We start from the raw sequence: 25,244 nt of genomic DNA, 5'->3' as shown, positions 1-25,244 counted from the left end.
TCAGCGTCTCTGCGGTTGTTCTTTTTTATTTCATTGCTTCCGCCCAGGCTTCGATCCAGGCATCGCGATTAATCGCGATTTCTACATAGGTAAGCGACGCAGGCTGTTCTGCGACCTGTGCGTGTTGGACAAAGACATCGGGAAGTTGCGCATTTTGATTGACGGGATAAACAAACATATTCAGCGGCATATCTTCCTGGAATTGTTTACTTAGCATATAGTCTACAAATTTTTCGGCGAGGTCGCGGTTTTGTGTGTTCTTCAAGATGCCGACAAACTCGATCTGACGGAAGCACATGCCTTCAGGAACTATCGAGGCAGTGGGAGATTCGGTCAGTGCCTCGGAGGCGAAGAACACTTCCGCGGCGGGGCTGGAAGCATACGAGACAACCATCGGCTGCGGGCCTTTTCCAGAGGAGGCGGAAAAGTTTGTGTAATAGGCTGTCTCCCAACCATCCACAACGACCACGCCATTTTCTTTCAGGCTCTTCCAGTAATCGAGATAGCCATCACCAAATTGTACGCGCGTGGCAAGCATGAAGGCCAGCCCCGGCGATGAAGTAGCGGGGTCTTCCACCACCAGCAAACCTTTATATTCAGGCTTTGCAAGATCTTCAAAGGTCTGCGGCACGGCCAAATTATTTTCAGCAAAATATTTTTTATCGTAATTGATGCACACATCGCCATAATCCACGGGCAGGGCGTGATACGTGCCATCCAAAATAAATTCGGCAGAAATATCACTCAATATAGGCGATTGATAAGCCTCGAAAATATCAGCATCCAATGCGCGGGAGAGAAATGTGTTATCCACGCCGAAGAGAACGTCCGCCAGGGGGGCGTCTTTGGTGAGGACGGCTTGATTCAGCATAGTCCCCGCGTCACCACTTTGCAGGAAGGAAACTTTTGCGTTGTTATCCGCTTCAAAAGCATTAATCACATCTTCGCTGATCGCAAAGGAATCGTGCGTCATGACCGTGATGGCTTGAGGTTCTGATGGCACTGGCGCGCAGGATGCCAGAATCAGTGTAAAAATTAAAAGGTGAATAGTGGGTTTCATTTTTTAGGCTCCATATAATTAAAGCGATGCACGACTAGAAGCAAACCGCTTTTTATTGAAACAGACGCAACATCGGTTGTCATTTCGTTGCTGATGCCGCGTGTTTTTTCGGGATACAAAGTTTCAGATTGAAGAGGCCATTTGAGATTTTCTGTGCGGACACCTTCGACTGTTCCCTGCCAGGGGATGAGCGAGACAATATCTCCGCTTCTTCCTTCGACTTGGGCCTGGTCCCGGCAAAAGAATATTTCCTCCACCCCATCATTAAGGCGAACGTCAAAGGCGTTACCCTGACGGTTCGGCTTTCGCTCACCGTGTCGAAGGGTCGAAAGTTGAGGGTCAGCCAGCAGGGCAATGTTGGCGAGGGTTTGATCGAGGCGGCCTCCCAGTGCCGCGATGATAATGATCTGTTCTGTGTTCAACGTCAGCGCATGTTGAATGGCAAGTTCAAGGTCAGTTTCGTTTTTGTCTTTGGGATATAGAATAATTTCGCCGCTGAAAACCGAAGGTTTAAATCCCTCCGGCAGTGAGTCGAGGTCGCCGATGATGACCCTGGGAGTTCGCCCCAGCGCAAGGGCATGTTGTGTGCCGCCGTCTGCGGCAATAATGAAATCGTCCTGGCGCAGGATAGCGCGGGCCTTTTCTTTATCGGGCAGTTCGCCGTTGGCAAAGATGATGGTGCGTTTTATAGACAAAAAATCCTCCGAAGGCGGAGGATGGATGGCTGTTGGTAAATCAAGAGTCCCTCCGCTGGTATTAACCAGATCAGGTAATGCGGGTCGAGCAGTTACGCTCCTCTCAGCCTGTTGCGAAGTCCCGATGTCTCTCGGGAGGCAGGCTCCCCGTTCAATTATTTATTTTTCACAGTCAGTATATGACTCAGGGTTGGGAATGTCAAGACAAAAAAGAACGAGATGTTATCCCGTTCTTTGCTATCTTACTCTGCGCTTCCACTCTTCCTTCATTTGGAGTTCGCGGGGGCTGGCTCCAGAGTCCAGGGCGAGGAAGTCGGTCATCAGGCGGTTGAATTGGGTGGGGTTGTCAACCATCGGAAAGTGGCCCACACCTTCAAGGTTTACCTGGTGCATATGCATTGGGAGCGCATCGGCCTTTTCCTGAGACGGCAGGATGATGGCTGGGTTATTGGAACCATAAACGAATAAGCTTGGCACACCCAGGTTACGCACTTCGGAAAAAATGTTATTCGCCTGGAGCCCTGCCATCGAAGCAGAAACAGCTAACGGATCCACTTTGGAGGCGTCTGAAAGGGCGGCAACAGCTTCAGGTGTGCGCGACGTCAGCCATTCGACAAGTTCAGTTGCGGTAGCTGTCCGCATACGTGTGTTAAGCGAGGCGTATTCCAGCGGGCAGTTGATCGCCATCACGCGATCTACGCTTTTGGGCCATTGTTTGATGAAGGAAAAGGCGACCAACGCACCAAGATCATGGCCGACGAGGGCAACTTTACCAATTCCCATTTCTTCCAGAAACCGATTGACGAGGTCGGCTTGTTTTTCAAGAGTGTAGCGCAAGGGGTCGCGACTGGTATCGCCGAAACCGAAGAGATCGAGCGCATAGGCGCGGAACGATGTGGAGGCAACTTGCATGGCGTTGATCCAGTAACGCCATGAGCCGGCCCAGCCGTGCAGAAAGACAACGGGACGGCCGCGTCCCAAAGCCTCGTAATGCACCATCGAACCATCAAGAATGATCGCGCTCATTTACATTTATTTTCCAAATTTTGCCAGGATGGCTTTCACACGTTCGGCAAGTTGATCGGGGGCAAAGGGTTTGAGCAGGTATTCTTCTGCGCCTGCATCCAGCCCGGTTTGAATCTCTGAATCCTGTCCTTTGGCTGAAAGGAAAACGATGGGGATATCCTTCAACGCAGGGTCTGCCTTCATGGCGCGGCAGGCGTCGTAGCCGGTCATGCGAGGCATACGCACATCCATAAGAATAATATCGGGAATGATCTGCCCGGCCTGATGCAGCGCTTCCTCCCCATTGGAAGTAGCGGTAACCTCGTGGCCTGCAAATCGCAAAGTAAAGGCCACCAATTCGCGGATATCTGGTTCGTCTTCTGCTATTAGTATCCTTGCCATTCAATCTCCATTATTTCTTAACAGGCAGGGTGAAGGAAAAAGTGCTGCCATCACCCGGCACGCCCGTGCTCGTCATCCAAATACGGCCGTTATGCATTTCAACCAGTTGGCGGACAATTGGCAATCCAAGTCCGGTTCCGGGTGTTGCGAGAACCAGCGGATGTTCTCCGCGGAAGAAACGATCAAATATACGCGCCTGGTCTTCGGGCGCGATGCCGACGCCGTTATCCTGAACATCCACCTGTACTTCTCCATTTTGGTGGTGAATGTTCACCAGGATCGTTCCATTCTGCGGTGTGTAGTTAAAGGCATTGTTCACCAGGTTTCCAAGTATCTGGCGCACCTTATCCGCATCGGCATTGACGGGCGGCAGGTCTTTTGGAACTTCCAGAGAGAGCGCCATGGGTTTGTTCTCAGTGTGAGAGCGGCTCAACGCTTCTGCGACAACTTCCTCGGCAATGGCATGCAGGTCGACAGGATGTGATTTGAGCGAGACACGTCCCGCTTCAATGCGTGAGATGTCAAGCAGGTCACTAACCAGGGTATTGAGACGGTCGATATTGTTACGCACAATATCGAGGAAATGTACCTGATTTTCGTTCAAGGCTCCTGCCGCGCCCATTGTTAGGATATCAACATAACCTTTGATGGCTGTCATGGGTGTGCGAAGTTCATGGCTTACGGTTGCCACAAATTCAGATTTCAAACGATCCACTTCAACTTCATGAGTAACATCGCGGAAGATGGATACCGTACCGAGGAAATCATTTTGCAGGATCACCGGTGCAAGGTGGACGAGCGCAATACGGCCATTTTCCAATTCCAATTGTTCGGCGTAGGTGTCACCTGGCTCATATGTGGAGGGGTCTTCCGACCAGAGGCGAATAGTTTCGATCCACGTGCTGACAGATTGCCCAAAAGTGCCGCCCAGTTTTTCCAATGAATTGCCAAGCAGGCGTGACATATCAGTATTGAGGATTTTTTCCGAAGACGAGTTAACGAATGTGATGCGGTTATCTGCACCCGTGACAAGCACGCCATCTGCCACAGCTTCGAGGATGGCTTGCGAACGGCTGGCATCTTCCTGTTCCTTGCGAAGCATCACACCAAGGCGTTCGGCCTGGTCACGGATCAATTCATACAGGTGAGCGTTGTTAATTGCCACGGCCACTTGCCCGGCAATAGCCTTGACCAGATTGAGCATTTCGGTGCTGAAGAAGTTCTGAGTGCGCTGGAAGACCATCAATACGCCGATCACATCTTCACCGACCAGCATGGGAACTGCAATCGCGCTGCGATGATCCTGCCCGGAGGAAGCACTGCGCACCCAGCGGGGGTCTTGATGCAAATCATCCACAAGGACCGCCTCACGGTTTTTCACAACCCAACCGCCAAGACCTTCACCAATCTTCAATGTAAAGCCTCGGCTGCCGGGGATGGAACGGTCTGAGAGGTAGCCGTAGCCTGCACGATAATGCAAAAGATTATCCTCGGCCTGTACCATTAAAATGGTACCTTGCTCTGCGCCGATGGCTTCATTTAGCAATGCGAGTGTACGGTTAAGCGCGCGTTCCAGGTCGAGGCTGGAGGAAACTTCTGTAAGAATGCGAAGGAGTGTTTCTGTATTCTGCTGTTCACGCTGCAATTGAGCCGTGCGCTCCACAACGCGTATTTCAAGCTGTGATGCCAGGTCCTGTGTTTCGGCAAATAACCGTCCGTTCTGGATGGCGATGATGGCCTGGTTTGCCAGTGTACCGAGCACCTGCGTATCTTCTTCGGTGTAAAGCCCAGCCTGATAACTCTGAGCAGAGAGCATACCAAGTGTCTTGCCGCCTACGATCATGGGGACGGCCACAATGGATTGCGTCTGTTGATCCTCTTCACCAGCCTGAATTGCATCCAATTTGTTTGCCTGCTCACTGGTAGAGATCAAGATGGGCCTAGCAGATTTGATCACTTCACTGCTCATCCCTTTTCCAAAGGGGACACGCTCACCTGCAAATCGCTTGCCACGGTCAAGGAGATAGACAGGTTCGATCTGGTTCTTCTCTTCGTCGAGCAGGGTGATCACGAACGAATCCAATGGCATGAGACGTTCAGCCACCTTATGGACGGAGGCATAAACTTCCTGCGGGTCGAGGCTGGCACTGATGAGGGAGCTAGCTTCATTGAGAATGGCGAAGCGCTCGGCTGTGCGGACGGAAGATTGATACAAACGTGCGTTCTCAAGTGCAATCGTAGCTTGATTTGTAATGGTGCGCGCCACTTCAAGTTCATTGAAGCCAAACCGTGCATCGCCTGTCATTTGAGCGAAGATGAGGGCGGTCAGGTTTTGTTCGCTTGCAAGTGGCAGGATCAGCAAGGCAGTTGTGTTTTCACCAAGCAATTCACTGAGAGGTGCGAGATCAGGCTCATTGCGGGCATCATCGGTATTGAAAATACCAAGTGACTCGCGCAAACGGCTGAAGATGGGCGCATCCGGTAATGGCTTTGGCAATTTGATGCGAGTTCGAGGAGTGGAAATTTTCCAGAACGCCTGACCCCGCTCAAAGGTCACAACAGAGACGCGGCGCGCACCCAGGCCTTTGAGCAATTCATCAGCCGTCAAATTCAAAATCTGATCCGTATCCAACGAGCCAGTTAGAGCAGATGTGAAGCGGTAAAGAATCGTAAGGCGCTGTGAGCGCTGATCCAACTCTGTGGCACGGCTCACACTGTCTTCATACAGGCGGGCATTATCCAGTGAAACAGCCGATTGGCTGGCGAAGGTAAGGCCGACCTGCATCTGTTCGCGAGTGTAAAAATTAGCCTGCCATTTTTCCACAGCGAGCACACCCATCAATTCACTTTTGGATATTAACGGAATACCAAGCCATGAAAGGCGCGGAGCTTCCAAAGGCGGGAAGCGCGAATCTTCGCGAACGTCTCGCACCAGGATGGGTTGGCCCGTTACCGCCATTTCTTTGAATAGCACACTATCTGTAACGGAAATGGATAGACCAAGGCGCTGTTCAGCATCTGAAAAACCGCGGGCAGAGGCCACTGAAAGGCGGTCTTTATCACGCAGCCAGAGCGTTGCCGTATCGTATGGAATGATGGGGCTGAGTTGATCAAGCAATGTATTGACCAGTTGATCACTTCTTAAACTGGATGTGAGCGAAGCAGACGCATCGTTCAACGCTTGTAGCTGGCCGGCGCGTTCCTGCGTGGCCTGTACCAGGCGAAGGTTATCCAGCGACAGAGCAACCTGTTGGGCCAACGAAAGCAGCAACGCTTCATCTTCTGGTTTGAAGGCGGCGGTTGCGTTGAAATTATCCAGTACCAGCAGACCTAAACTCTGGTCAGTGGTTACAATCGGTACCAGCAGGCAGGAAACTGGCAAGCGGCCGCCTGTTGCCTGGCGATACAGGGCAAGGTTTTCCGCGCTTAGATTGTAATCACGCACAAAATTGATCTCATCCACACGGCGTACATGTTTGCTCGCAAAGGTATTACCAGGTAAGGCCTCGCCCTGCCGATAATTAATCTTCATCATGCTATTGTTATCGGCATAACCTGATGCGGCTCGCGGGGTAAGCGTCTCGCTTTTTGGATTCCATACCAGCACTGCGCCTGCATGAGCATGTTGAAGGACGCGCCGTGAACTATCCAGCAATGACTTGATAATCGCATCCGGGTCCATACCTGACAACTGACGGCTGAAATCAAGCAGTAGATTCACTTCATCCAACCTGCGGCGCGTTTGATTGAGCAGGGAGATATTTTGCAGGATCAGGGACGTCTGCTGTGAAATCTGCATATAGACTTGATGATCTTCATCGGTAAAGGATGTCATCGACTCCGGGCTGACGGCAAGCATTGCCGCCACGGGTCTATTCTCCACCAGGATAGGAAGGCAGATCACGCCTTTTGCCCGCAGCGAGGTCAGCAGGGAGGCATCACGCCACTCATCATCTTCATCCAAGTTGGAGATAAGGATGGGAGCGCCAGTCTGCAAACAGGCCCGCAAAGGATTCCGCTGCCCGAATAATGCCTCTACATTCGTGGAACGCGGCAAACTCCCCATAACATGCAGAAGACGCGGCCCCTCCACAGTATTCTCTGCGACCAGCGCAACAGACATACCAAGCTGTGTAAGCGTCTCACGCCCAAGCGCAGACAAAGCGGAGGATGCGTCCAACTGTCGGCTGACCGATTCAGTGATCGCCAGCCCTGCACGAACACGTTGGGCGCGCCGGTCCAGGTTGTGCATGGAAATGGTTTGCTCTAAATCTTTATGGAGCAAAACGGGCAGATCATTCTGGGTAACATCAAGCAGCTTTTGCTGGCGCTGCAAGCCGGATGAAAGCGAATCGATGCGGGTACGCAATTCACCCTGACGCAAAAGATTGCTAATTAATAACGCGGCTTGAGCGGCAAAAACCTCAACCGCTTCAATCGTTGCCCGGTCTGGGCGCAAGCCATTGGAAGGGTCATCCAGGCTGATAAGCCCAACGATGTGTCCCTCCGCGTTTTCAAGCGGAATCAGCAGAAAGTCATCCGGATCCCAAGTATTGACGGATTTGGTCGCAGGCGAGGAAACATCCAGCGTGACCATATGAAGATCTGATGGCACAACCGGGGTCTGGTCGACTGGAATAAAGTAGGATCGGCTTATCTTAAACTCAGGCCGCATGAGCTGCAGCACGCTTGAAAGGGGTTGTTTGCGAGCCAGCAATTCACTCAGGGTTTCCTGGGGAATCCCCACCCCGGTCAGGCGGCGCATCATTCCCGTTTCCTGTTCTACAATGCTCATCAGCACTACACGGAATGGAGTGGAATCGCGGATGCCACGTGCAATGATCTGCAAAGCCTGGTCTAATGGTTGATCGTGACCAAGGCTGTAGCTTACATCGGTAAGACGCACAAGCGTATCTGCACGGCGGCGCATTAATTCACCGCGTTGTTTTTCAGTTTGATAGCGTTGGACGTTGCTCAAAGCAATGGCCGCCTGCACAGCCAAGGTCTGCACCAGTTCGGTTACTTCAAGGCTAAAGTAACCCGCCGACTTGGAATGCATATTGATCAGACCGATCAAACGCGTTTGGTAGATGATCGGGGCAATGATCGCCGAGCGAACGCCATCATGTGGCGGGGGAATTTCCTCCTCCGAAAAATCGTCAATGATATGCGGTTCACCCGTCTTCAAGGTTTTTTGCTCAAGAGCAGTTAAATCACGAGCTTCCTCACAGCCATTGAATAATTGAATCTTGGGATCATCCAACTCGGAATTGTTTTCAAATAGAATGATGGACAAACAATCTGCCTGTACGGCCCGCAAACCTTCGTCATGTACAACTTGAAGCAAGTGTCGGACATCGAGAGAGGCCCCCAGCTCCCGGCTGATGCGCGTGATCGCTGAGAGTTGATCCACACGCCGCCGCAAAGAGTCATCTGTTTGTGCAAGCAGACCCGCCGAATCCACCGCGGTAGCCAGTTGGCCTGCTGCGGTGGATACCACTTGAAGATCGTAGTTATTGAAGAAATCAGCTTTCTTGCTGCCGAGCATTAATTCGCCGATGCTGCGGTCACGCGCCACCAAAGGTACGACGATGGCTGATTCCATCATCAACGCCGTAGCCAGCGGACGATAGACAGGCAGGACTCTTCGGTCAGTGCTCAAACGCCCGGAGAGGTAGGGCTTCTGGCTTCCAGAAACTGTATAACGATAACTGGGATCATCCACAAAGATCTGGATGAAGGAAGCACTAATATCCTCAGAGACACCAACCATCGACTCACGGCGTAAACGCAACGCGCCGCGCGCTTCATCCATCAAAAAGATGGCGCCTGTATCTGCTTGAAAAAGATTAGCCAATTCCCGCACAGAATATTTAAGTATCTCTTCCAATGTGGCGGAGGAAGCAGAAAGGCTGGCAATGCGGCGCAAAGCATCAGCACGCTGCGCACGCGTGCGAGCCTGCTGCACCAGCAAAACATTTTCAATGATGGCTGCGGCCTGGTTTGCCACAATGTTCATCAAACGGATTTCTTCTGTAGAAAATGCCGAAACACCGCGGGTGTGATGTCCCACCTGGAAGTATCCGAGCATACGCCCGGATGAAACCAACGGCATCAGGGCATTATCATGCAAACTGGCCGCCGTAGCTACATCCGCCAGGCCAAGTGCCCGCCAATTCTCGTCATCTACAGTATTTAAAGTAAGGATGGGCTGCTGGCTTGCGATGATCTGTTCAGCGGGGCCATCCATAGTTACAGTGGTACGATAAATTTGAACAAAGTGGGCGGGCAACCCATGAAATGGAACTTTGCCCTCAAGCGTGCGCTTTTCTTCATCATAGAGCAGAAAGCCAATGATGTCTGCAGAGAATAAAGGGGCAACACTCTCCACAAGGCGTGCAAAAATATCCTGTACATCCCGCACGGAGCCAAGCGATTGATTTAGGTTTGCAAGCCCGGTGAGTTCTGCAACACGTTTTTGTTCATCTTCATATAACTTGGCATTGCGGATGGCAACCGCCGATTGCCCAGCCACGAGCACCAGGAGATCAAGATCATGCTGACCAAATGCCCCGCCGCTTGTCTGACCAGCTTCCAAAGCCCCCACCAATTCGCCGCCCGCCAGGAGAGGAATACCCACGTACGATTGAATGGGCAACAATTCGCCATTTCCAGCGAGTTCAGGCTGTGAACGTGTATCCGCAAGCATAATGGGAGTCCTACGCGCGATCAGGTGATTCGTCAGGCTCCCAAATTGAGATAATGGAGCGGTCACCACACGGGTTAAATTGGATTGCTGAAAACGATACGGGATCAAAGCCTGACGCTCCGCATCCCACAATTTCAATTCAAGTACATCGGAAGGTATAAGGCGGCTGACGTTATCCAGAATAGATTGGATCGTCGTTGCAAGATCCAGGCTGGCCGCAATGCCCTGACTAAATTCCGTGGCAACCCGCAGGATCTCCCCGGATGCGCCATTGCCTTGTTCCAGTGATGGGGAAAAATCGCGTCCACGCAAAGAGATCAACATCATCGGGTATATGCCCGGCACCTCATAAGAAGCAATTTCCACCAACTTTCCGCTGATGGAAACACGTTTGGAACCGGGAGCTGCGCACAGATCCAGAAAATCATCAGAAGGACGCACCCGCCGTGCGAGGCTTTCCAGATCATAAGGTTCGTTCTCACGCAAATCAAAATATGAACGCGCAGGTTCACTGATATGCTCCACTCTCCCACCGGGCTGGAGAATAATGACTGCTTCATTTGATTTTGTAGAGTCAGGGGATTTAAAGGAATTTGTATCTAATTGATTAACGGTTTGAGAGCGCGGAAAAATGCGCAAAACTGCCCAAGCCAGTGCAACAACCACCAGCCCAGCAAGAAACAGGCTAACTCCCAACCCGGAAAACATCGAAAAAAATCACCTATCAGGCGGTTGAGGCAGCCGCCGCATCCTGTCTTCGAGCCTCGGCTGCGAGCTCAGTGATCTCACGAATATCAGCAAAGGAATGCAAACTTGGTGAAACCAATCCTGCAGAAAATGTCATGAAGGGCACCTTCTCCACGCCGCCCTCAGCTTTGGGCGCCTGGATGAAACCCTGCTGGCGGTCAATGAAGTTATAGTGACTCTGGACTTCAGTTGCGAAACGCTCTTTTAATTTCTGGCGGATGTTCGGCGCGGCTTCATTTGTGGTGATGATGATGAAGTTATCGCCTCCTGCGTGGCCGATAAAGTCGTTCGCCGTCCCCAACTCATCCACGACCTCGCCGATCAACATCGCCGCAAAACGCATCACATCATCGCCTGCCACAAAGCCATACACATCCTTGAAGGGCTCAAAGTTGTTGATGCGCACATCCAGAAGCGCCCACTCCGTTTCACGGATGATGCGGCGTAATTGTTCTTCGATCAAACGACCAGCCGGCAAACCAGAACGCGGATCGGTCAGGCTCTCACGCTCCGAACGGCGGATCGCGCCCTGCACACGCAGCTTCAATTCCTCAATATCGAAAGGCTTGGTAATGTAATCATCTGCGCCCAGTTCAAGGCCTTGTAGTTTGTCACTGCGTTCATCTTTTTGGGTCAGGAAGATGACCGGGATATGGCTGGTGCGGGTGCTGGTGCGCAAATTACGGCACACCTCATATCCATCGATATCCGGCAGCATGATGTCCAGCACAATTAAATGCGGCAGGACCTGCTTTGTCTTTTCCAAAGCATCCTTTCCGCGGTGCGCTACATCCACGTCATATTGCATGCCCGTGAAGTAGATCTTGAGCATGTTCGCGATATCGATATCGTCTTCAACTACCAAAAGGCGAGCATTTCCCATGTGAGCCTCCTGCCGCTTGTCTTAAAGTTTTTCCAAATTTTTTATTGAAATTTCGAGTTGGCAACATAATTTTGGTCCAATTATTCATGCGGCACTTTGTAAGCGCGTCCGTTTCCCTTTGCGGGCGTTTTGTTGAACGGCTTCGATCTGTTCATTGGTGACTTCGCGCTCGAATGAACGAAAACCACTCATGCGAAATCCGTGTTTTTCTGCAATTGCAGTGATCTCCTGCACACGTTCAAGCGTAATATCTCTGCCAACAGTGTAATCCTCAAAACGGCCTTCCAAAGCCAGCGCAATCGTTTCAGCCATACAGGCATATGCTTTTCCCTCTGGAAAGCCGAAATTAAAATGGAAATCCACGGGGCCTGGCACATCCACCATTCCGCCGTCAATCACTAATATATCATCTCTCACCGCAGCGACCATTGCAGAAACATCACGGGGGCGTGCCACATCACACACAACGCTGCCCGGCTGCAAATGCTCGGGGCGGATGACATCCTGGATCGAACTGGTGACCGTTAAAATCAATTGCGCATCCTTTAAAACATCCATTTTGGTACAGGTGACAAGCTCGCTTCTTGCGTGGACCTGGAGCCTGTCTCGCAGGGCTTCGAGTTTATCTTCATGCCGGGCCACGAGCAAAGTGCGGGCGGCCTCACCAGCTAACAAGTCCGCACAGACGCGGCCAATGGCTCCTGTAGCGCCTACAACGGCAACCGTCGCATCTGCCATGTTTATATCCATCACTTTTGCTGCTTCCCGTATAGCTTGCACGGCCATGGCAACTGTGAAGGAATCGCCGGTGGTGACGGGCACATCTAGGGCATTTGCAATTGTTACACCAGCATCGCCTACCACCGAGGTAAAGGCACCCAGGCCAAGAATATCTGCACCAAGTTTCTCAGCCATATGCCCGGTCTGGACAATTTTACGATAGACCGTACGCTCAGGCAACTGCATCATGCGGCGCGGTGTGTAGGGACAGGCAATAAACCAGCCTTTGATCACCTTGCCTGTAGCTTGCGATGTAATACCTTCGATCTCCGAAATGTAAACCGGGGGGAAGAAGGTAGAGAAAAAATCTATTTGTTTTTCTGAAAGTGTTTTTCCTAAAAACGGGAACTTTCGGCTTACATCGCGTTTTGGATCGATGGGGTGAATAATGAAGGCGAAACTATCCATATCTTGACCAAGTTCGACAACCATTTACCAAGACTCCACCTCGGCTTTCAGATGTCTGTGATATGGGGTTTGATGCAAGTGAGCAAGCCTGAGGTGGTGGTGGTCGCTTTGGTCAAAAGTAATATCACGGTCGATCACGCGTCTTTCAGCGGAAGCCGCCAGCACAACATCAGATTCGATGGTGCGCGCGGGATAAATGATCATCCCAGAACCGATGCGGCAATTATGCCCCACGCAGCCACCCATCACCGGGCGGTTGGAAATGCTTAGCTTGCCATTTCCATCTCGTGCACGGATGGGGGCAGGGATCAGGTTGTAATCCGTCCAGGTGGAACCAGCGCCGATAAAGGTATTCCTTCCGATCACGCACATTTGCAGGCATGTGTTTTGCGCCAACATGCTGTTTTCCATTAAGGTGGTCATAAACAAAGCGGCACGGAAGGGCAGAAAGGCGCCATCGCCAACTACTGAAAGCATCACCTGTACATCCTGTGAAATATTGACGTTATTCCCGATCACGCTGTTCTCGATGACTGCGCCCGCATTGATGGTGACGTTATCTCCAATAATTGCAGGCCCATGGATCACAGCGCTAGGGTCAATAATGCAGCCTTTGCCCACCTTCACCAGCTCAGAGGATTCCAAAACCTGACGGCCCTCATAAATGGCCTTGGCGAGAATTTTTACTTTAAAACCTGCATCCTCGTTCAACCGTTTCTCAAAACGCGCCCCACGCGCAAATTGACTAAAGACCATATCGGCAATAAAGACGTGCACCCATGAGTCAATCGCCATCATGGCGCGCAAGGGAACTTGAAAGACAAGGTCGCCGCTTTGGTCACCCATGTAAGTAGGCACATGGTAATAACCGATCTCACGCGCCTGCATATCGATCACAAGCGGTTCCACACCCGCCATGGGGCCGTTCGGGTAATACCACAAATCCGCGAGATACAAGCTCCCCGCAGGGGTATAGGATGTGGAAAGAGGCAGGGCATGTTCACGGAAGGCAGGGTCATCGGCGCGAAAAGCCGCGCGGACCGGGCGATTGCGCTTTATTGCCTCGTCCATAAACGCTTTAATATAGAATTCGTCAAAATATAGATTATCGCGGTAAACAATGGTCTGCTCGCGCACGGGCTGAAGGCGTTCACCCTGCTTCAGTTCCATTTCACGCGTCACGTAAGGTGCGAGCAAATTGCGCTGATGCAGCCAGAGCGGCGAGTTTTGGATGCGCAATTCACGCGCAGGCTCGCAAAAAGGCATGATCTGATTCTGCGCGTGAAGAATGATCTTAAGCATATTCAAGGATTATAAATCAAAGTATAGGTAAAAACACGGCAGGCGACAAAACAAAACTGTTATTAATGACCTTCCCCGCTACGAAAATGGAACTATATCTATTGTGATGGTGCAGACCTGGTCGCCGCGGGCGATACAGGCCGTCTCTTCCACGTTAAAAACCTTGCCCCCGCTCAACCAATACAATGCTTCCTGCAACAATCCCACCGCCAAGTGACAAATTGGCTCGTCTGCAATCCTGCCCCAACACAGCGGACAATGCTCGATATGCCAAAATATTTTATTATCCGCTTCTTCCAGGCGCACTTTTTGATCTGTGTGTTTGTTGAAGAGTTCGGCAAATTTCCTGGCGCCAGTATGCAGCTTTGTGGAAAGTGGAAGCAGGCGAAATGCCGTCTCAGTCAGCCCGAGCATGGAGCCATATTCCTTAAGACCATATTTGAAAGAGGCGCGCCCGGTGCGCAAAGCCAATCCGCGCCCGCCGCGTGGGCCGTATGCATATTCCAATGTGCTCTGCAGGAGGCTGACAGTTTCAAATGAAAAAGTCCGCTCTGGCCGCGGCGGGGGGTAATTCTCAATTAACCTTTCAAGTGATGCGTGACGAAGAATGGCATCCACCCCTCCCTTCCCTATCACCTCCTCCATGCCCAGGAAAATGATCCTCGCCATCTTCTGCGGATAAAAGAGTGATTCGCTGCTCATTGGGTTGGGATATCTTGATCGAGGAATGCTTTTAATTTTTGGCTGAAAGCGGTCGGCTCTTCCAACATTGGGAAATGACCCGCTGTAGGAAAACGCTCGATCACTGCTTTTTGTATCCCCTTTTGCATGGGCTGCCACTGCATCGGGTGCACGATGACATCCTTATCCCCATACATCCCCATGGCAGGGACTTTGATCTGTGAAAGCATGGGAGTCAGGTCTGTGCGGCGAAGCGAAGCGATAGAACGCAGAAAAGATTCAACAGTGGTACGGGAAAGGTCGCGATCCATCATATCTGGGAAGCGCGGGTCCCTGCATATAAAAGGAGAGTACATACGCATCCCTGTGCGAAAGACCCCCATCATGTTGAAAAGCATAAATGCTATCGGGCGATATCCTGCCAGTTTAAGCAAAGGTGCAAGCGACGAACCCACCATTGGCGACCCCACCACCACAACCTTGCTGACCCGTTCGGGATATTTAATGGCTACAGAAAGGCTGACCGTGCCGCCCATGCTGTGCCCCACCAGCGGCGCATGGACAATACCCAACTGCTCCATGAATTGATTGACGAGGCTGACAAAATCTGAAACAGCGTAGGTCTCACGTTTCTTACCGGATTCACCGAAACCCCAAAAATCCAATGCGTAGGTGCGGTAAAAAGCGCCCAGGTACGCCATAGTCTCCTGCCATAACCCCCATGACCCAAGCCATCCGTGCAAAAGGATTACAGGACGGCCGCGTCCGTAAACTTCATAATGAACAATTCCCTGGTCGGTGGTGATTGATGACACAGCAAATGACTAACCCGCCCCCTATTTCCCGGATTCCATTTCTTTTAGGATGCTGTATAACAACTCAAGCAAAACCGTCTTCACGGTATCACGATCTGTGGCGACACAAGGCAAAAGCTTGGTGTGCTTATCAAGCCGCAAGGCATGGCGCACATCTTCAAGCTCCCATGAATCTTCCATATCCTGTTTGTTTGCGGCAACCACAAAAGGAGTGGGAGCATAGGCGCGGAAAGTTTCAAGAATGGAGCGCGCCTCGCGGAAAGTTTCAGGGCGGGTACTATCAACCATAACAATAAAGCCTAACATGCCTTCAGAAAGAATTTCCCACATGAAATCGAAACGCTTCTGTCCGGGAGTGCCAAACAGATACAATACCAGATCCTCATCGACCGTGATACGGCCGAAATCCATGGCCACCGTGGTTGCAGATTTAACAGAGCGTTCTTCGTCTGAAGAGATCCTGCGTTCCGTGGCGACAACATCGATTTCGCTGACGGACTGAATGAATTGAGTCTTGCCAGCGCTGAATGGACCTGTCACTACCATTTTGACCGTTTGCATAGTTCTTATCCTTCTGACCTTTATTGCATTACATCGAGCGAATGCGGCCGATCAGTTTGTTGATCAATGATTTCTGTTCTTCTTTGTCCGGTGTTGGGAACATCTTCGGGTTTTGCTGAACAGGAACGCCGGCAGGGCGCACCAATTCAACCAACCCAGCTTGCAAAAGACCGTATACGATCCTACGGATCTCAATTTCGGTCAGCTTATTCGTGCCCGCGATCTGACGCATCGTATTCTTCGGGTCAACGAACTTCACCACTTTCCATTCGTCCACGCTCAAATTTACATTAGTAAGCGGCCGCTCCGTGAACTTAAGCGCCATATCCAAACTAGGAATCTCATCCTGCAACTGCTCAAGCTCGCGCAACTGGCGTGAACCTTCGATAATAATATTTTCAAGATCAAGCCTTACATTAATGCGGTCTTCCGGGGGAAGCATTTCGTTCTCAAAGCGGAATATCCCCTCCACCCAGGTGAACAACTTGCGAACCACCTCAGTGAAATATCCCTGCAAATTCAGGAGAATATCCTCCTGTGTTACATAACCCGCATTAATAAGAAGCAATCCAAGTTCTTTATCGGTCATCTGGCCGGCACGGTCTGCAATCGCGCGGTATTGGTTGGCATTGATCTTATTGGCTTTATGAAGAACAGAAGCCAGGCTTCCATCTTCCTTGCCAATTCTGGCATAAGCCAGCTTTCCATCACGGAATGAAATATAGGCCTGTTCCGCCGCCCCATCCACGACCAAAGTGCCAGTTTTGCTGGCCAGGTTGATTAGATTGAGAAGTTGTGTAATTGTAAAATCGCGTAAATTTCCACGCAGGGCCATATGTCCTCTACTTACCCTGAAAAGGGATAGGTTGGAAAATTATACATGCAAACTTCATAATGCGTCAATTAATCTTCCTATCACTCTTGTTTGGGAAATGAAAAATGCGAAGTGCGACGCACGCCTCTTCCATGCACTGCGAGTTGGCTCTGCTTACAAGAAAAGGATTCACCACTCTGGGCTCCATCAGCTTACTGATGGAAAGTTGGGCAGCACCCACAGGGCAAGTGAACTGCCCCACTTCAGAGTTCCTTACAACTTTTTAGTAGATCGCATACACATCCGATGGGCGTTTGGGAAACAGAGCATTCAACAGAACCCGCCCAGTGTTATTCTCCCAATAACAATCCGTGAAGGCATGGCGCAACTCATCCAGACTGCGATGGCCAAAGAGGAGATGCAAGAAGGTGAGGTCGGGGAAGCTTGCATCAGGTTCCTCTCTCGAAACAATTTGAAGTTGTTCGATGGCAATGATCTTGCCGTTCTCAAAGACCATATGCAGTCCGCTGTTATAAAAACTGATCTTCAACTCACCAGTGTGTCCTGCCGCAATAGACTCGGCCAAGCGTTTCTCCAACGCAGGCTTGACTTGATTCAAAAATGCAGGCAAATCTGGCACACGCACATAGTATGAATAAGGAGGGCGCCGGGCTGGCAGTCTATCATCCAGCGCTTCATACGCTGGGTGATCATCACCGAGGCTAAAACCAAACGAAGATCGTGTCAGCGAATCGCGCTCGGCGTATTCGCCGCCTTTCTTCCACAAATGTCTCGCCACACTGGGTGAAACATCCAGCCATGAAACGCCTCTAACCAGTTCATAGCCAAGGGCATACACGCCACCTCCCCACAAGTTGGTATTGTGCAGAAAATACCCAACGCGTTCCCTTTTTGGATTTTCGATCAGCATCAAATCAAAACGATTAACGTTGTCACTGCTTTGCCCATTTATTTCATAGCGGAAATTTTCAGGCGTACGCTTGCAGGAGATAGCATAACGCTTTTGCGACTCTGTATAGAGTTGCAGTACAAAATCAATATCTTTTTCTTCGGCGGGACGAATGATGAATGGCTCGGTCTCGCCGTCTTTCAAGGCTGGCACTTGAGCTTCGAACCCATAACGCCGCCCGCCAAGATTGAGCGCCATATCGTAACCAAACTGACGATAAAAATATGGAATGCCCGTAATCACCTGTACCAGATGTCCGCGTTCGGTGCTCCATTTATGAACTTCATCCATTTGAATGCGGATAAGCCCACGTTTGCGAAATTCGGGCAGGGTGCAAACCAACTCGGGACGCCCCACGCCAAATTCAATGCCGTCGTAGCTCCATGTTTGGGGGATCAAACATAAGGTGGAGACCACACGTCCAGTGGAAGACTCTTCGACGATAGTGAAATCGCCCGGGCTGAGAGACGGATGGGGTTTGGCAACCAGGTCACGGATCCAGGCAGCGATGCGAAGGTCTGGTTTGTCGGGCCCATCGTCGCTGTGCATACGGCTGTTAATATCCGCAAGTGCCTCCGCATCTTCAGATGAAGCATGGCGCAGGATCAACCCATCGCCAAGATCGCGTATAAATAATTCTTGTTTCATTTTTGTATTCATGGTTCCAGACTTTCGACGATCAAAGGAAATCCCCCGTTTGCATTTCATTTGATCTTCAATAATTTTTTCAATTCATCCATTGCGGTTTGCGGGTCTTTGAACAAGATGCCTTTCATGCCGATCTGTTGACAGGCATCAATATTGACTTGGACGTCATCCACAAAGACCGCTTCTTCTGCCTTGACCCTGGCCTGCTCCAACGCAAGTTGATAGATTCTCGCCTCAGGCTTCATTACACCTGCTTCAGCCGAAATGATGACAGTCTCAAAAAGTTCGATCAACTTTTCCTTTTCAAGAAAGGGACGCATTCCGTTCCACGCGTTGGAGATCAAACCCGTATGAAATTTTCTGCGCAGGGATCGAATGAAGCTGACCAGGTTGAGGTCGATCACATCGCCGCCGAAGAATTCATCTTTTATGATCTGCATTTCAGAGGTGGGACGTTTGAGTCGTTTCAACACATACGACCAATGCGCATCTTCTGTGATCTCGCCCATGGATGCACGCCGCGCTGATTGGCTTGCAAAAACAAGTTTGTCAATATCATCATAGTCCATGCCGAAGCGTTCGGCCAAATGCTGGCGCGGGGATTGGAATTCGGTGCATTGAATGACACCGCCAAAATCAAAAAAAACTGCACGAATGCTCATTGGTTATCCTTACTCTCGCTGTGTCATGCTGAGGGGCGCTCTTCGCCCCGAAGCATCTCTGACACCGCAAACGGAGACCCTTCGGTCGCAGAGAACGTGCTTCCTCAGGGTGACACAACAGCCTAATTTTTTTATCCATTATTCACGTAACTTTATCGACAGGCGATAAAAATACAAAGCCTTAAAGAGGTTGATCTTCTTGGCTTTGTATAAAATTCAAAACTGCTTGTGCGCGAGGTCGGCCCACAATAATCTATCACAACCCTGCAATCTCATGGTCCCGCAGAGTTGGTTACTTCTTCTTTTTTGCGGGAGCTTTCTTAGCCACTGATTTTGCAGCCGTGGTTTTCTTGGCAACTGTTTTCTTGGCCTTCGAGGTCGCAGCAGAAGCTGGCCTCTTCCTGGCAGTTGTTTTCGTTGTCGTCTTGGTTTTGGTCTTGTTTGCTGCCACTCTCATTGCTTTTGTAATAGGTTCGGTCTTTAACATGGCAGAAGCAGGTGTAGGCGGTGGCGCAGCGGGCGCGGCTGGCTCAGATGCCTGCTGTTTAGCGGCTTCACGCCAATTGGGGAAGAATAACTCCATTCTCTGGCGTGAGATGGAATTGGCGCGGCGGCATCGCGGGCAATGCGCATCGTAGTGATTCTGGTTCTTTTCGTTCATATTGACAATCGCACCCAGCATTTCGGTGCGGCTGAGGGTGAACGGGGTTTGGCAATAAATGCAGCGCAGGTTCATAAATCTCTCCTTGTTACGGAAACCGTTTGTTTATTCTGGTAGAGATTCTACACTGATTTCACGTCCAGAGCGAATCGTCTTTTCATATAGGTCAAAAGCCAGGTGAACATGCATACCTGCCTTCTCGTACAGCCGTAATGCGCCAGTCAGGTTTTGCGCATCTACACCCAAGCCGACCTTGCGTTTGCCGCGTTTATAGAATTCAGCAAAACTATGCTGAAGGAGCGCCAATCCAACTCCACGTTTGCGCCAGAGACGGCGGACTCCCAGGGTATTTACCCACCCCAGATCAACATCGTCATAGGAATTGGGACGGCAGAGGGAAACCCCGGCGATCTCGTTGCCATCCATGGCAAGGAACCATAGGCTTGGGTCAGAGCCTTCTCCCAGCATGAAATGTTTAAAGCGTGCAAATCCTTCTTCAAAAGGTTCTGGAATGTGCCCAAAATGATCGCGGAATGATTCTTCAGCTGCCTCATAAACGGCTCGTATATCTTTTTCAGGGTCGGCAATCTTCAGGGTGATGCCATCCGCCCACAGCGGAGGAAGAGGCGCTTCTTTTAAGTCAATTCGCATTTGATAGGAGCTGCGAATCTGCCCAAAGCCCATATCCTCAAATAGCTTTTTGGACTCTGTGGCAGAGCGGTATATGCCCACACGAGGGGCGAATCGAAGATCAGCAGGCAATTCATCCAATACCCTGCAAGCATGTTCTTCAGCCCATTGCAACAACCATGTGCCTATTCCCAGACCGCCAAACTCAGGATGGACTCGTCCCCACAACCACGGGTGGACAGGCGGCTTGGCGGTTGTCCAAACTTCGATATAGCCAACCAGCATTCCATCAGGCGAGAAGACGAGACGAATATCCCGCGCGGGGTCAAACCCCGGTGAGGCCCACTCATTGCGAATGGCTCCCGCATCTATGATGTCATTTTGTTGAATCACAGATTGCGACCAGGTGTTGAATAATTTCAAGGCGGATTCAACATCATCCGCATTCGCGCCTCGGACAGCAAATCCTTTTGGCAATTCAGCTTTTGATTTTTCAAGCACTGTTTTCATGATCTCCTCTATAAAATATTAGGACTGCAAAATCTCCCGATTTTGCACCGAAGTCAGGGGACTTCGGACTCCATTACTTCGGACTCCGTATTACCAGCACGTAATTCTTTTTCATAGGTAACGAACTCACTGGCTATATACATGCCTGCATTCTGATACAAACGAGTTGCACCTGTGGTATTGGATGCATCCACACCCAGGCCGATGGTCTTCATGCCACGCTTGTAGAATTCGCTGAAAGAATGTTGGAGCAAAGCCAGCCCAAGTCCCTTTTTACGCCAGGGAAGGCGGACTCCTAAAGTACCGATCCAGCCAATGCCGCTACGATAGCGGTTTTGGGAGAAACCTGCAATCTGGTCGTCATCCCAGGCAATCAGCCATAAGTTTGGATCGAATTCGGGTCTGCCCAGTTTGCGGAGCGACCATTTTTCAAATGTTGAACCATGGCTACCCCAATGCTCACTGAAGGATTCGTTTTCTGCCTGCCAGATGGCAATCGCGTGATCTTCTTTGACAAATGGACGCAGTTCAAGGCCATCAGGCCAGGCAGGCGCCGGTGGAGGGACCTCCAGTTTAATTTCCATGCGCCAGTGAAAGCGAACGGATACAAAGCCTTCGGCTTCGTGAGCTTTTTTACCTTCTTCATCCTTGCCATCCATGGTGCTGTGGATAAAGACACGTAAATCTGGCTCAGCAAGTTTTATTTCTTCTAGGGCACGTTCCTTCACCCTTTGCAATATCACATCGCTCAATCCGCGGCCCTTGAATTGGGGATGCACGTAAATATCTGTGCCTAAATGAGCGTGGTCCTTTATGTTGGCGAGCTCACCGTAACCAACCACCTGCCCGTCTTTGGTCTCGACGAGCCAGGCATCTCTTTCAGGGTTTAAAGCTTCTGTGCGCCACTGATGTTCCAACTCTTCAGGTGTTGCAGCAACGGTTGTATCTCCATCTGCTTCGCACACGTCATAGATGAGTTGTGCAACAGGGTTGAGATCCGCCCATTGAGCGGCACGCAGCTTCAAGTTAAGATCAAGAAGCGATTCTTTTTTCATTGTTCATCTCCATCCAATCTTCATATAGAATGCCCATATAAAGATCATCGTAACGAACGCCGTCGCGCAAGCCTTTGCCGCGGATTCTTCCTTCCAATTGAAAGCCAACTTTTAAATAGGTTTTCAAAGCGCGTTCGTTATAAGCGTGCAAGCCCAGCGTGATGCGCCGCAGGTTGAGTTCGCTGAATCCGTATTGCACGATCAGGCGCATGGCATCGGTGCCAAAGCCTCTGCTCCAATATTCACGTTCGCCAATGTAAATGCCAAGCCAGGCATCGCTGTGAACCCAACGCTGAACCCACAGCGATGCAACACCGATCAGTTTATCTTCGTCAAGCGTGCGGATCGCAAAGCGAAAACTGTTATCTTGTTTTTCATCTTTCTTTTCAGCAAGCTCTTTGAGCTTCTTCTCAGACCACAAATGCGCAGGCGCACTATCACCAAGCCGATGCGCCTCCGAGTCATGATCCCATTTGACAAAAGATTTGGCCATGGTCTCCGCTGACTCAGATGCCAGGCGGACGAGGGTGCCGCGATATAAGTCTTTCATCGCTTCACCCTACGCCGTTACCTGCTCGCGCCATTCGGCATTTAACAAGCCGAAAGAGACGAGGTCCCAAAATTCTCCATCACGATGTATGGCTTTGCGCCTGCGCACCTCTTCCATAAAACCGAACTTCTGAAAGAGACGGATCGCGCCTTCATTGTAAGCAGGCACAACCGCAGTGACGCGATAGAGATTCAATTCACCAAAGGCATAACGCAATAGCATACTTAATGCCTGCGAACCATAACCCTTGCGTCTATCTTCTGCGGCGCCAATGCCAAGGCTGATAAAGCCGTTGCCGTTCGTCCAATCGACCCATTCCACGAGCGCCTTGCCGATCAAACGGTCATCTGCGCGGGTGCGGATGGTGAAATAGAACATGTTCTTGTCCTCTTCCATTTCCTTCTCGATGGCTTCGTATTGCTTCTTGACCATTGCAGGTGAAAGTGGGCGAACGGGTTTTAGTTCCATCAGGCGCATGAATTCGGCGTCATGCGTCCATTTGGATTCGATGTCGGGATGCGTTTCATGGTCGATGGGACCGAAACGGACATCCTTCGCTTCAAACAATTGAGTTTGAATGTCTAACATGATTTCCTCACTCCACCCCGCTCTTGCGGGGGCTAAGCCCCCGCAAGAGCGGGAGCATGAACAAAATAAAAAAACAGCCATAGGTCATTATGAACCCATGGCTGTTTAACAGTTAAATAAAAACGACCACGGGCTCGTGGAGCGCCGTGGTCGCCAGACGACAATAGGGGTCTAGCGACGAACAGGCGCACTGCGAGAATCAACACCAGCGATGCCGGCGAGAGAGGGGATGATGTAAAACTTGTTCATAAACATGGGCGTGCGCCTCCTTTCAGTAAATTTGCTTTTCTTTCAAGCGAACGTGAGTTTATCACGTAAGTCAAAACTACGTCAAGTATGTGCTTAAAAAATAGTACTAGAGGGTCACTACCAATTCCCTCGTTCCCAACCACATAATATTTATACACACAGAAAGGAAGAAGAAGATGGTTTCCTGGAAATCCGATGCAAGCTTCAATGAAATGCACTCTGTCCTGATCATCTCGCAGGACGCTGAAATGGTGAAGGTTTGGGAGACTCTCTTTGAACAAAAGAACTGCCATGTAGTCAGCGAGACATCCACAAGAGATGCCCTGCAAACTTCACGCCTGCTCGTCCCTTCGCTCATCGTCCTGGATCTTGACCTGGGCGGGCCTGAACTTATCAAACTTTGCCGTGAACTTCGTGAGACGACCAACGGAACCCTTTTACTGCTTGCCCCAAAAGGCACTGAAGCGGAAATCTCCGAATACCTTCAGGCAGGCGTGGATGAGTTTCTCTCGGCCCCCATCAGCCCGATGGCACTCTTGATCAAGTCTATGGCTTGGCTGGTTCGGCAGGAGTGGGCTATTCCTTACTCACAATCTGCCGGGGTTCATATATAGATTTCTCTCCTCCTCCAGAGAGTTGTTATAAGAAAACGACGGGCAATATGCCCGTCGTTTTCTTATGGGGTACTGGTTAGAATTCGGCCTGCCAGTAAGCTATCCAGAGTTTCCTGAACGAGGCGGAGTTTTCCAGCGGGGAGAAGGCTTTCGTCCACATCCGCAATTCCGAGCGGAGATTGAACGTTGATTCCGCCCTGCCCTGCGATCAAGCTGGGCCAGGCAGTTTGTATCGCCTTGACCGTATCCGGGCTAATGGTCATCACCCAGCCGCCAGGGCGAGGCTCTGGCATGGACGTCCCAAAAAGCAACGCGCCTGTTGTGCCAACATAAGCGAGAAAATCCGGGGTTGCGAGGGCGGGGTAAATGTAAAGGGTATCCACATCGCGGTCGTTGATGAGGACGTTGGCATAACCGCCATAACTGCCCGGGTCTTCATCGGCTGGAATTTCAAGAAATGTTGGGTACTCGTATTGTGTGAAATAAAATCTTCGACACAGGCCACAATAATATTTCATCCCATTTTGAAAGGCAGTGTAAGCGCGCTGTGCATCCGTATCACCTTGAGGGATCAACATGCCAATATGATATTCCTCTGTGATCATTGCGGCTGTATAACCTGCGAGGAAAGCGGGTAAATCCACCTGGGTATCCGGGGCAAGAACGCTCAAATTTCCGCCCGCGGTCAGGTTGGGAATGTTCACGGCAAGGAATTGCACCCCTGGCGCGGTGGAAATATATGATGCAATTCCCGGGTCAGGCGGCAAAGCGATCACTACTTTTAAAGTTGGGTCAGCGAGGTCTTCAGGAGTAAGCAGGTTGCGAACCTGAAAGCGAAAACCAGATTCTTGTGCAAGGTCATAAACTGTTTTCTGATACAGATCAGATGAAGTTTTATCCATATCCGCAGGCAGGACGAGAATCGCCAACGGGGTGGATGGGGTTGGGATCAGGGTGGCAGTTGGCAGCGGCGTATGAGTCGGGACAACAGTTGGAGCAGCGACTTCTGTGGAAGAACCTCCACAGGCGCTCAACATGGCAATGATCAAGATGGCGAAGAGAAAATATTTAACACGCACAAGGTTACTCCAGATGAAAAGAATTCCAGAATTATACTGCTTGATTTCATGGGAAGAGAAAGATTAAATTTGCCTTTAAGAAACAAAGAGACGCACAGATCATGCGTCTCTTTGTTTGATTGCAACTGATTGATTAATGAACAGCGATCTTGATCTTCTTCAGGCG

Annotated in this window: 22 protein-coding genes and 1 riboswitch; of the genes, 1 reads left to right on the top strand and 21 read right to left on the bottom strand. The window is 50.6% G+C overall.

Annotated elements, in window-relative coordinates:
• Positions 1–25: 25 nt before the first annotated feature.
• The 19 genes from AC14M5_RS14975 to AC14M5_RS14885 all read right to left on the bottom strand — a co-directional run bounded on the left by AC14M5_RS14975 (position 26) and on the right by AC14M5_RS14885 (position 23,136).
• On the bottom strand, positions 26–1,060 hold the full coding sequence (locus tag AC14M5_RS14975) for a thiamine ABC transporter substrate-binding protein (protein ID WP_484030488.1): 1,035 nt from the start codon (positions 1,058–1,060) through the stop codon (positions 26–28).
• On the bottom strand, positions 1,057–1,755 hold the full coding sequence (locus tag AC14M5_RS14970; RefSeq protein ID WP_484030487.1) for a thiamine diphosphokinase: 699 nt from the start codon (positions 1,753–1,755) through the stop codon (positions 1,057–1,059). Before AC14M5_RS14970 ends, AC14M5_RS14975 begins: the two co-directional genes overlap by 4 nt.
• A gap of 30 nt (positions 1,756–1,785) precedes the next feature.
• Positions 1,786–1,915: riboswitch (TPP riboswitch) on the bottom strand.
• A 77-nt stretch (positions 1,916–1,992) separates the two neighbouring features.
• The gene (locus AC14M5_RS14965; protein WP_484030486.1) at positions 1,993–2,781 is read right to left on the bottom strand and encodes an alpha/beta fold hydrolase; all 789 of its coding nucleotides are present in this window, start codon (positions 2,779–2,781) and stop codon (positions 1,993–1,995) included.
• A 6-nt stretch (positions 2,782–2,787) separates the two neighbouring features.
• Positions 2,788–3,162, bottom strand: coding sequence for a response regulator transcription factor (locus tag AC14M5_RS14960; RefSeq protein WP_484030485.1), 375 nt, complete (start codon positions 3,160–3,162; stop codon positions 2,788–2,790).
• A 10-nt stretch (positions 3,163–3,172) separates the two neighbouring features.
• Positions 3,173–10,579, bottom strand: a complete 7,407-nt coding sequence (locus AC14M5_RS14955) for a GAF domain-containing protein (RefSeq protein WP_484030484.1) — start codon at positions 10,577–10,579, stop codon at positions 3,173–3,175.
• A gap of 16 nt (positions 10,580–10,595) precedes the next feature.
• Positions 10,596–11,501, bottom strand: a complete 906-nt coding sequence (locus AC14M5_RS14950; protein ID WP_484030483.1) for a response regulator — start codon at positions 11,499–11,501, stop codon at positions 10,596–10,598.
• Positions 11,502–11,585: 84 nt separating this feature from the next.
• Positions 11,586–12,689 carry an SDR family NAD(P)-dependent oxidoreductase gene (locus AC14M5_RS14945; RefSeq protein ID WP_484030499.1) on the bottom strand — a complete coding sequence of 368 codons (1,104 nt, stop codon included), beginning with the start codon at positions 12,687–12,689 and terminating at the stop codon, positions 11,586–11,588.
• A 24-nt stretch (positions 12,690–12,713) separates the two neighbouring features.
• Entirely contained in the window at positions 12,714–13,991 is a 1,278-nt protein-coding gene (locus AC14M5_RS14940; RefSeq protein ID WP_484030482.1) for an LbetaH domain-containing protein, read from the bottom strand.
• Positions 13,992–14,069: 78 nt separating this feature from the next.
• Complete coding sequence (locus tag AC14M5_RS14935) at positions 14,070–14,693, bottom strand: V4R domain-containing protein (protein WP_484030481.1); 624 nt, start codon at positions 14,691–14,693, stop codon at positions 14,070–14,072.
• On the bottom strand, positions 14,690–15,487 hold the full coding sequence (locus AC14M5_RS14930) for an alpha/beta fold hydrolase (protein WP_484030480.1): 798 nt from the start codon (positions 15,485–15,487) through the stop codon (positions 14,690–14,692). Before AC14M5_RS14930 ends, AC14M5_RS14935 begins: the two co-directional genes overlap by 4 nt.
• A 21-nt stretch (positions 15,488–15,508) precedes the next feature.
• Positions 15,509–16,048: a GTP-binding protein gene (locus AC14M5_RS14925; protein ID WP_484030479.1), complete on the bottom strand. Its 540-nt coding sequence runs from the start codon at positions 16,046–16,048 to the stop codon at positions 15,509–15,511.
• A gap of 28 nt (positions 16,049–16,076) precedes the next feature.
• Positions 16,077–16,883, bottom strand: coding sequence for a DUF4388 domain-containing protein (locus AC14M5_RS14920; protein WP_484030478.1), 807 nt, complete (start codon positions 16,881–16,883; stop codon positions 16,077–16,079).
• Between the two features lie 262 nt (positions 16,884–17,145).
• Positions 17,146–18,480, bottom strand: a complete 1,335-nt coding sequence (locus AC14M5_RS14915) for a GNAT family N-acetyltransferase (protein WP_484030477.1) — start codon at positions 18,478–18,480, stop codon at positions 17,146–17,148.
• A gap of 56 nt (positions 18,481–18,536) precedes the next feature.
• The gene (locus AC14M5_RS14910) at positions 18,537–19,142 is read right to left on the bottom strand and encodes an HAD family hydrolase (RefSeq protein ID WP_484030476.1); all 606 of its coding nucleotides are present in this window, start codon (positions 19,140–19,142) and stop codon (positions 18,537–18,539) included.
• Positions 19,143–19,434: 292 nt separating this feature from the next.
• Positions 19,435–19,878, bottom strand: coding sequence for a hypothetical protein (locus AC14M5_RS14905; protein WP_484030474.1), 444 nt, complete (start codon positions 19,876–19,878; stop codon positions 19,435–19,437).
• Positions 19,879–19,908: 30 nt separating this feature from the next.
• Positions 19,909–20,943, bottom strand: a complete 1,035-nt coding sequence (locus tag AC14M5_RS14900) for a GNAT family N-acetyltransferase (RefSeq protein WP_484030473.1) — start codon at positions 20,941–20,943, stop codon at positions 19,909–19,911.
• A 53-nt stretch (positions 20,944–20,996) separates the two neighbouring features.
• Positions 20,997–21,998: a GNAT family N-acetyltransferase gene (locus AC14M5_RS14895; RefSeq protein ID WP_484030472.1), complete on the bottom strand. Its 1,002-nt coding sequence runs from the start codon at positions 21,996–21,998 to the stop codon at positions 20,997–20,999.
• On the bottom strand, positions 21,976–22,548 hold the full coding sequence (locus AC14M5_RS14890; RefSeq protein ID WP_484030471.1) for a GNAT family N-acetyltransferase: 573 nt from the start codon (positions 22,546–22,548) through the stop codon (positions 21,976–21,978). Before AC14M5_RS14890 ends, AC14M5_RS14895 begins: the two co-directional genes overlap by 23 nt.
• A 9-nt stretch (positions 22,549–22,557) precedes the next feature.
• On the bottom strand, positions 22,558–23,136 hold the full coding sequence (locus tag AC14M5_RS14885; RefSeq protein ID WP_484030470.1) for a GNAT family N-acetyltransferase: 579 nt from the start codon (positions 23,134–23,136) through the stop codon (positions 22,558–22,560).
• Between the two features lie 425 nt (positions 23,137–23,561).
• On the opposite strand from AC14M5_RS14885, the gene AC14M5_RS14880 reads away from it, so the two are divergent.
• Complete coding sequence (locus AC14M5_RS14880) at positions 23,562–23,999, top strand: response regulator transcription factor (RefSeq protein WP_484030469.1); 438 nt, start codon at positions 23,562–23,564, stop codon at positions 23,997–23,999.
• A 62-nt stretch (positions 24,000–24,061) separates the two neighbouring features.
• On the opposite strand, the gene AC14M5_RS14875 is transcribed toward AC14M5_RS14880, so the two are convergent.
• Positions 24,062–25,078 carry a hypothetical protein gene (locus AC14M5_RS14875; protein WP_484030468.1) on the bottom strand — a complete coding sequence of 339 codons (1,017 nt, stop codon included), beginning with the start codon at positions 25,076–25,078 and terminating at the stop codon, positions 24,062–24,064.
• Positions 25,045–25,244: hypothetical protein (locus AC14M5_RS14870; protein WP_484030467.1), on the bottom strand; the 200-nt coding region annotated here is incomplete at its 5' end. The genes AC14M5_RS14870 and AC14M5_RS14875, both read right to left, overlap by 34 nt.

This window comes from Candidatus Villigracilis sp., assembly GCF_057083605.1.
Note: the sequence above shows the minus strand (reverse complement) of the source record. Positions and strands in the feature narration are given on the sequence as shown.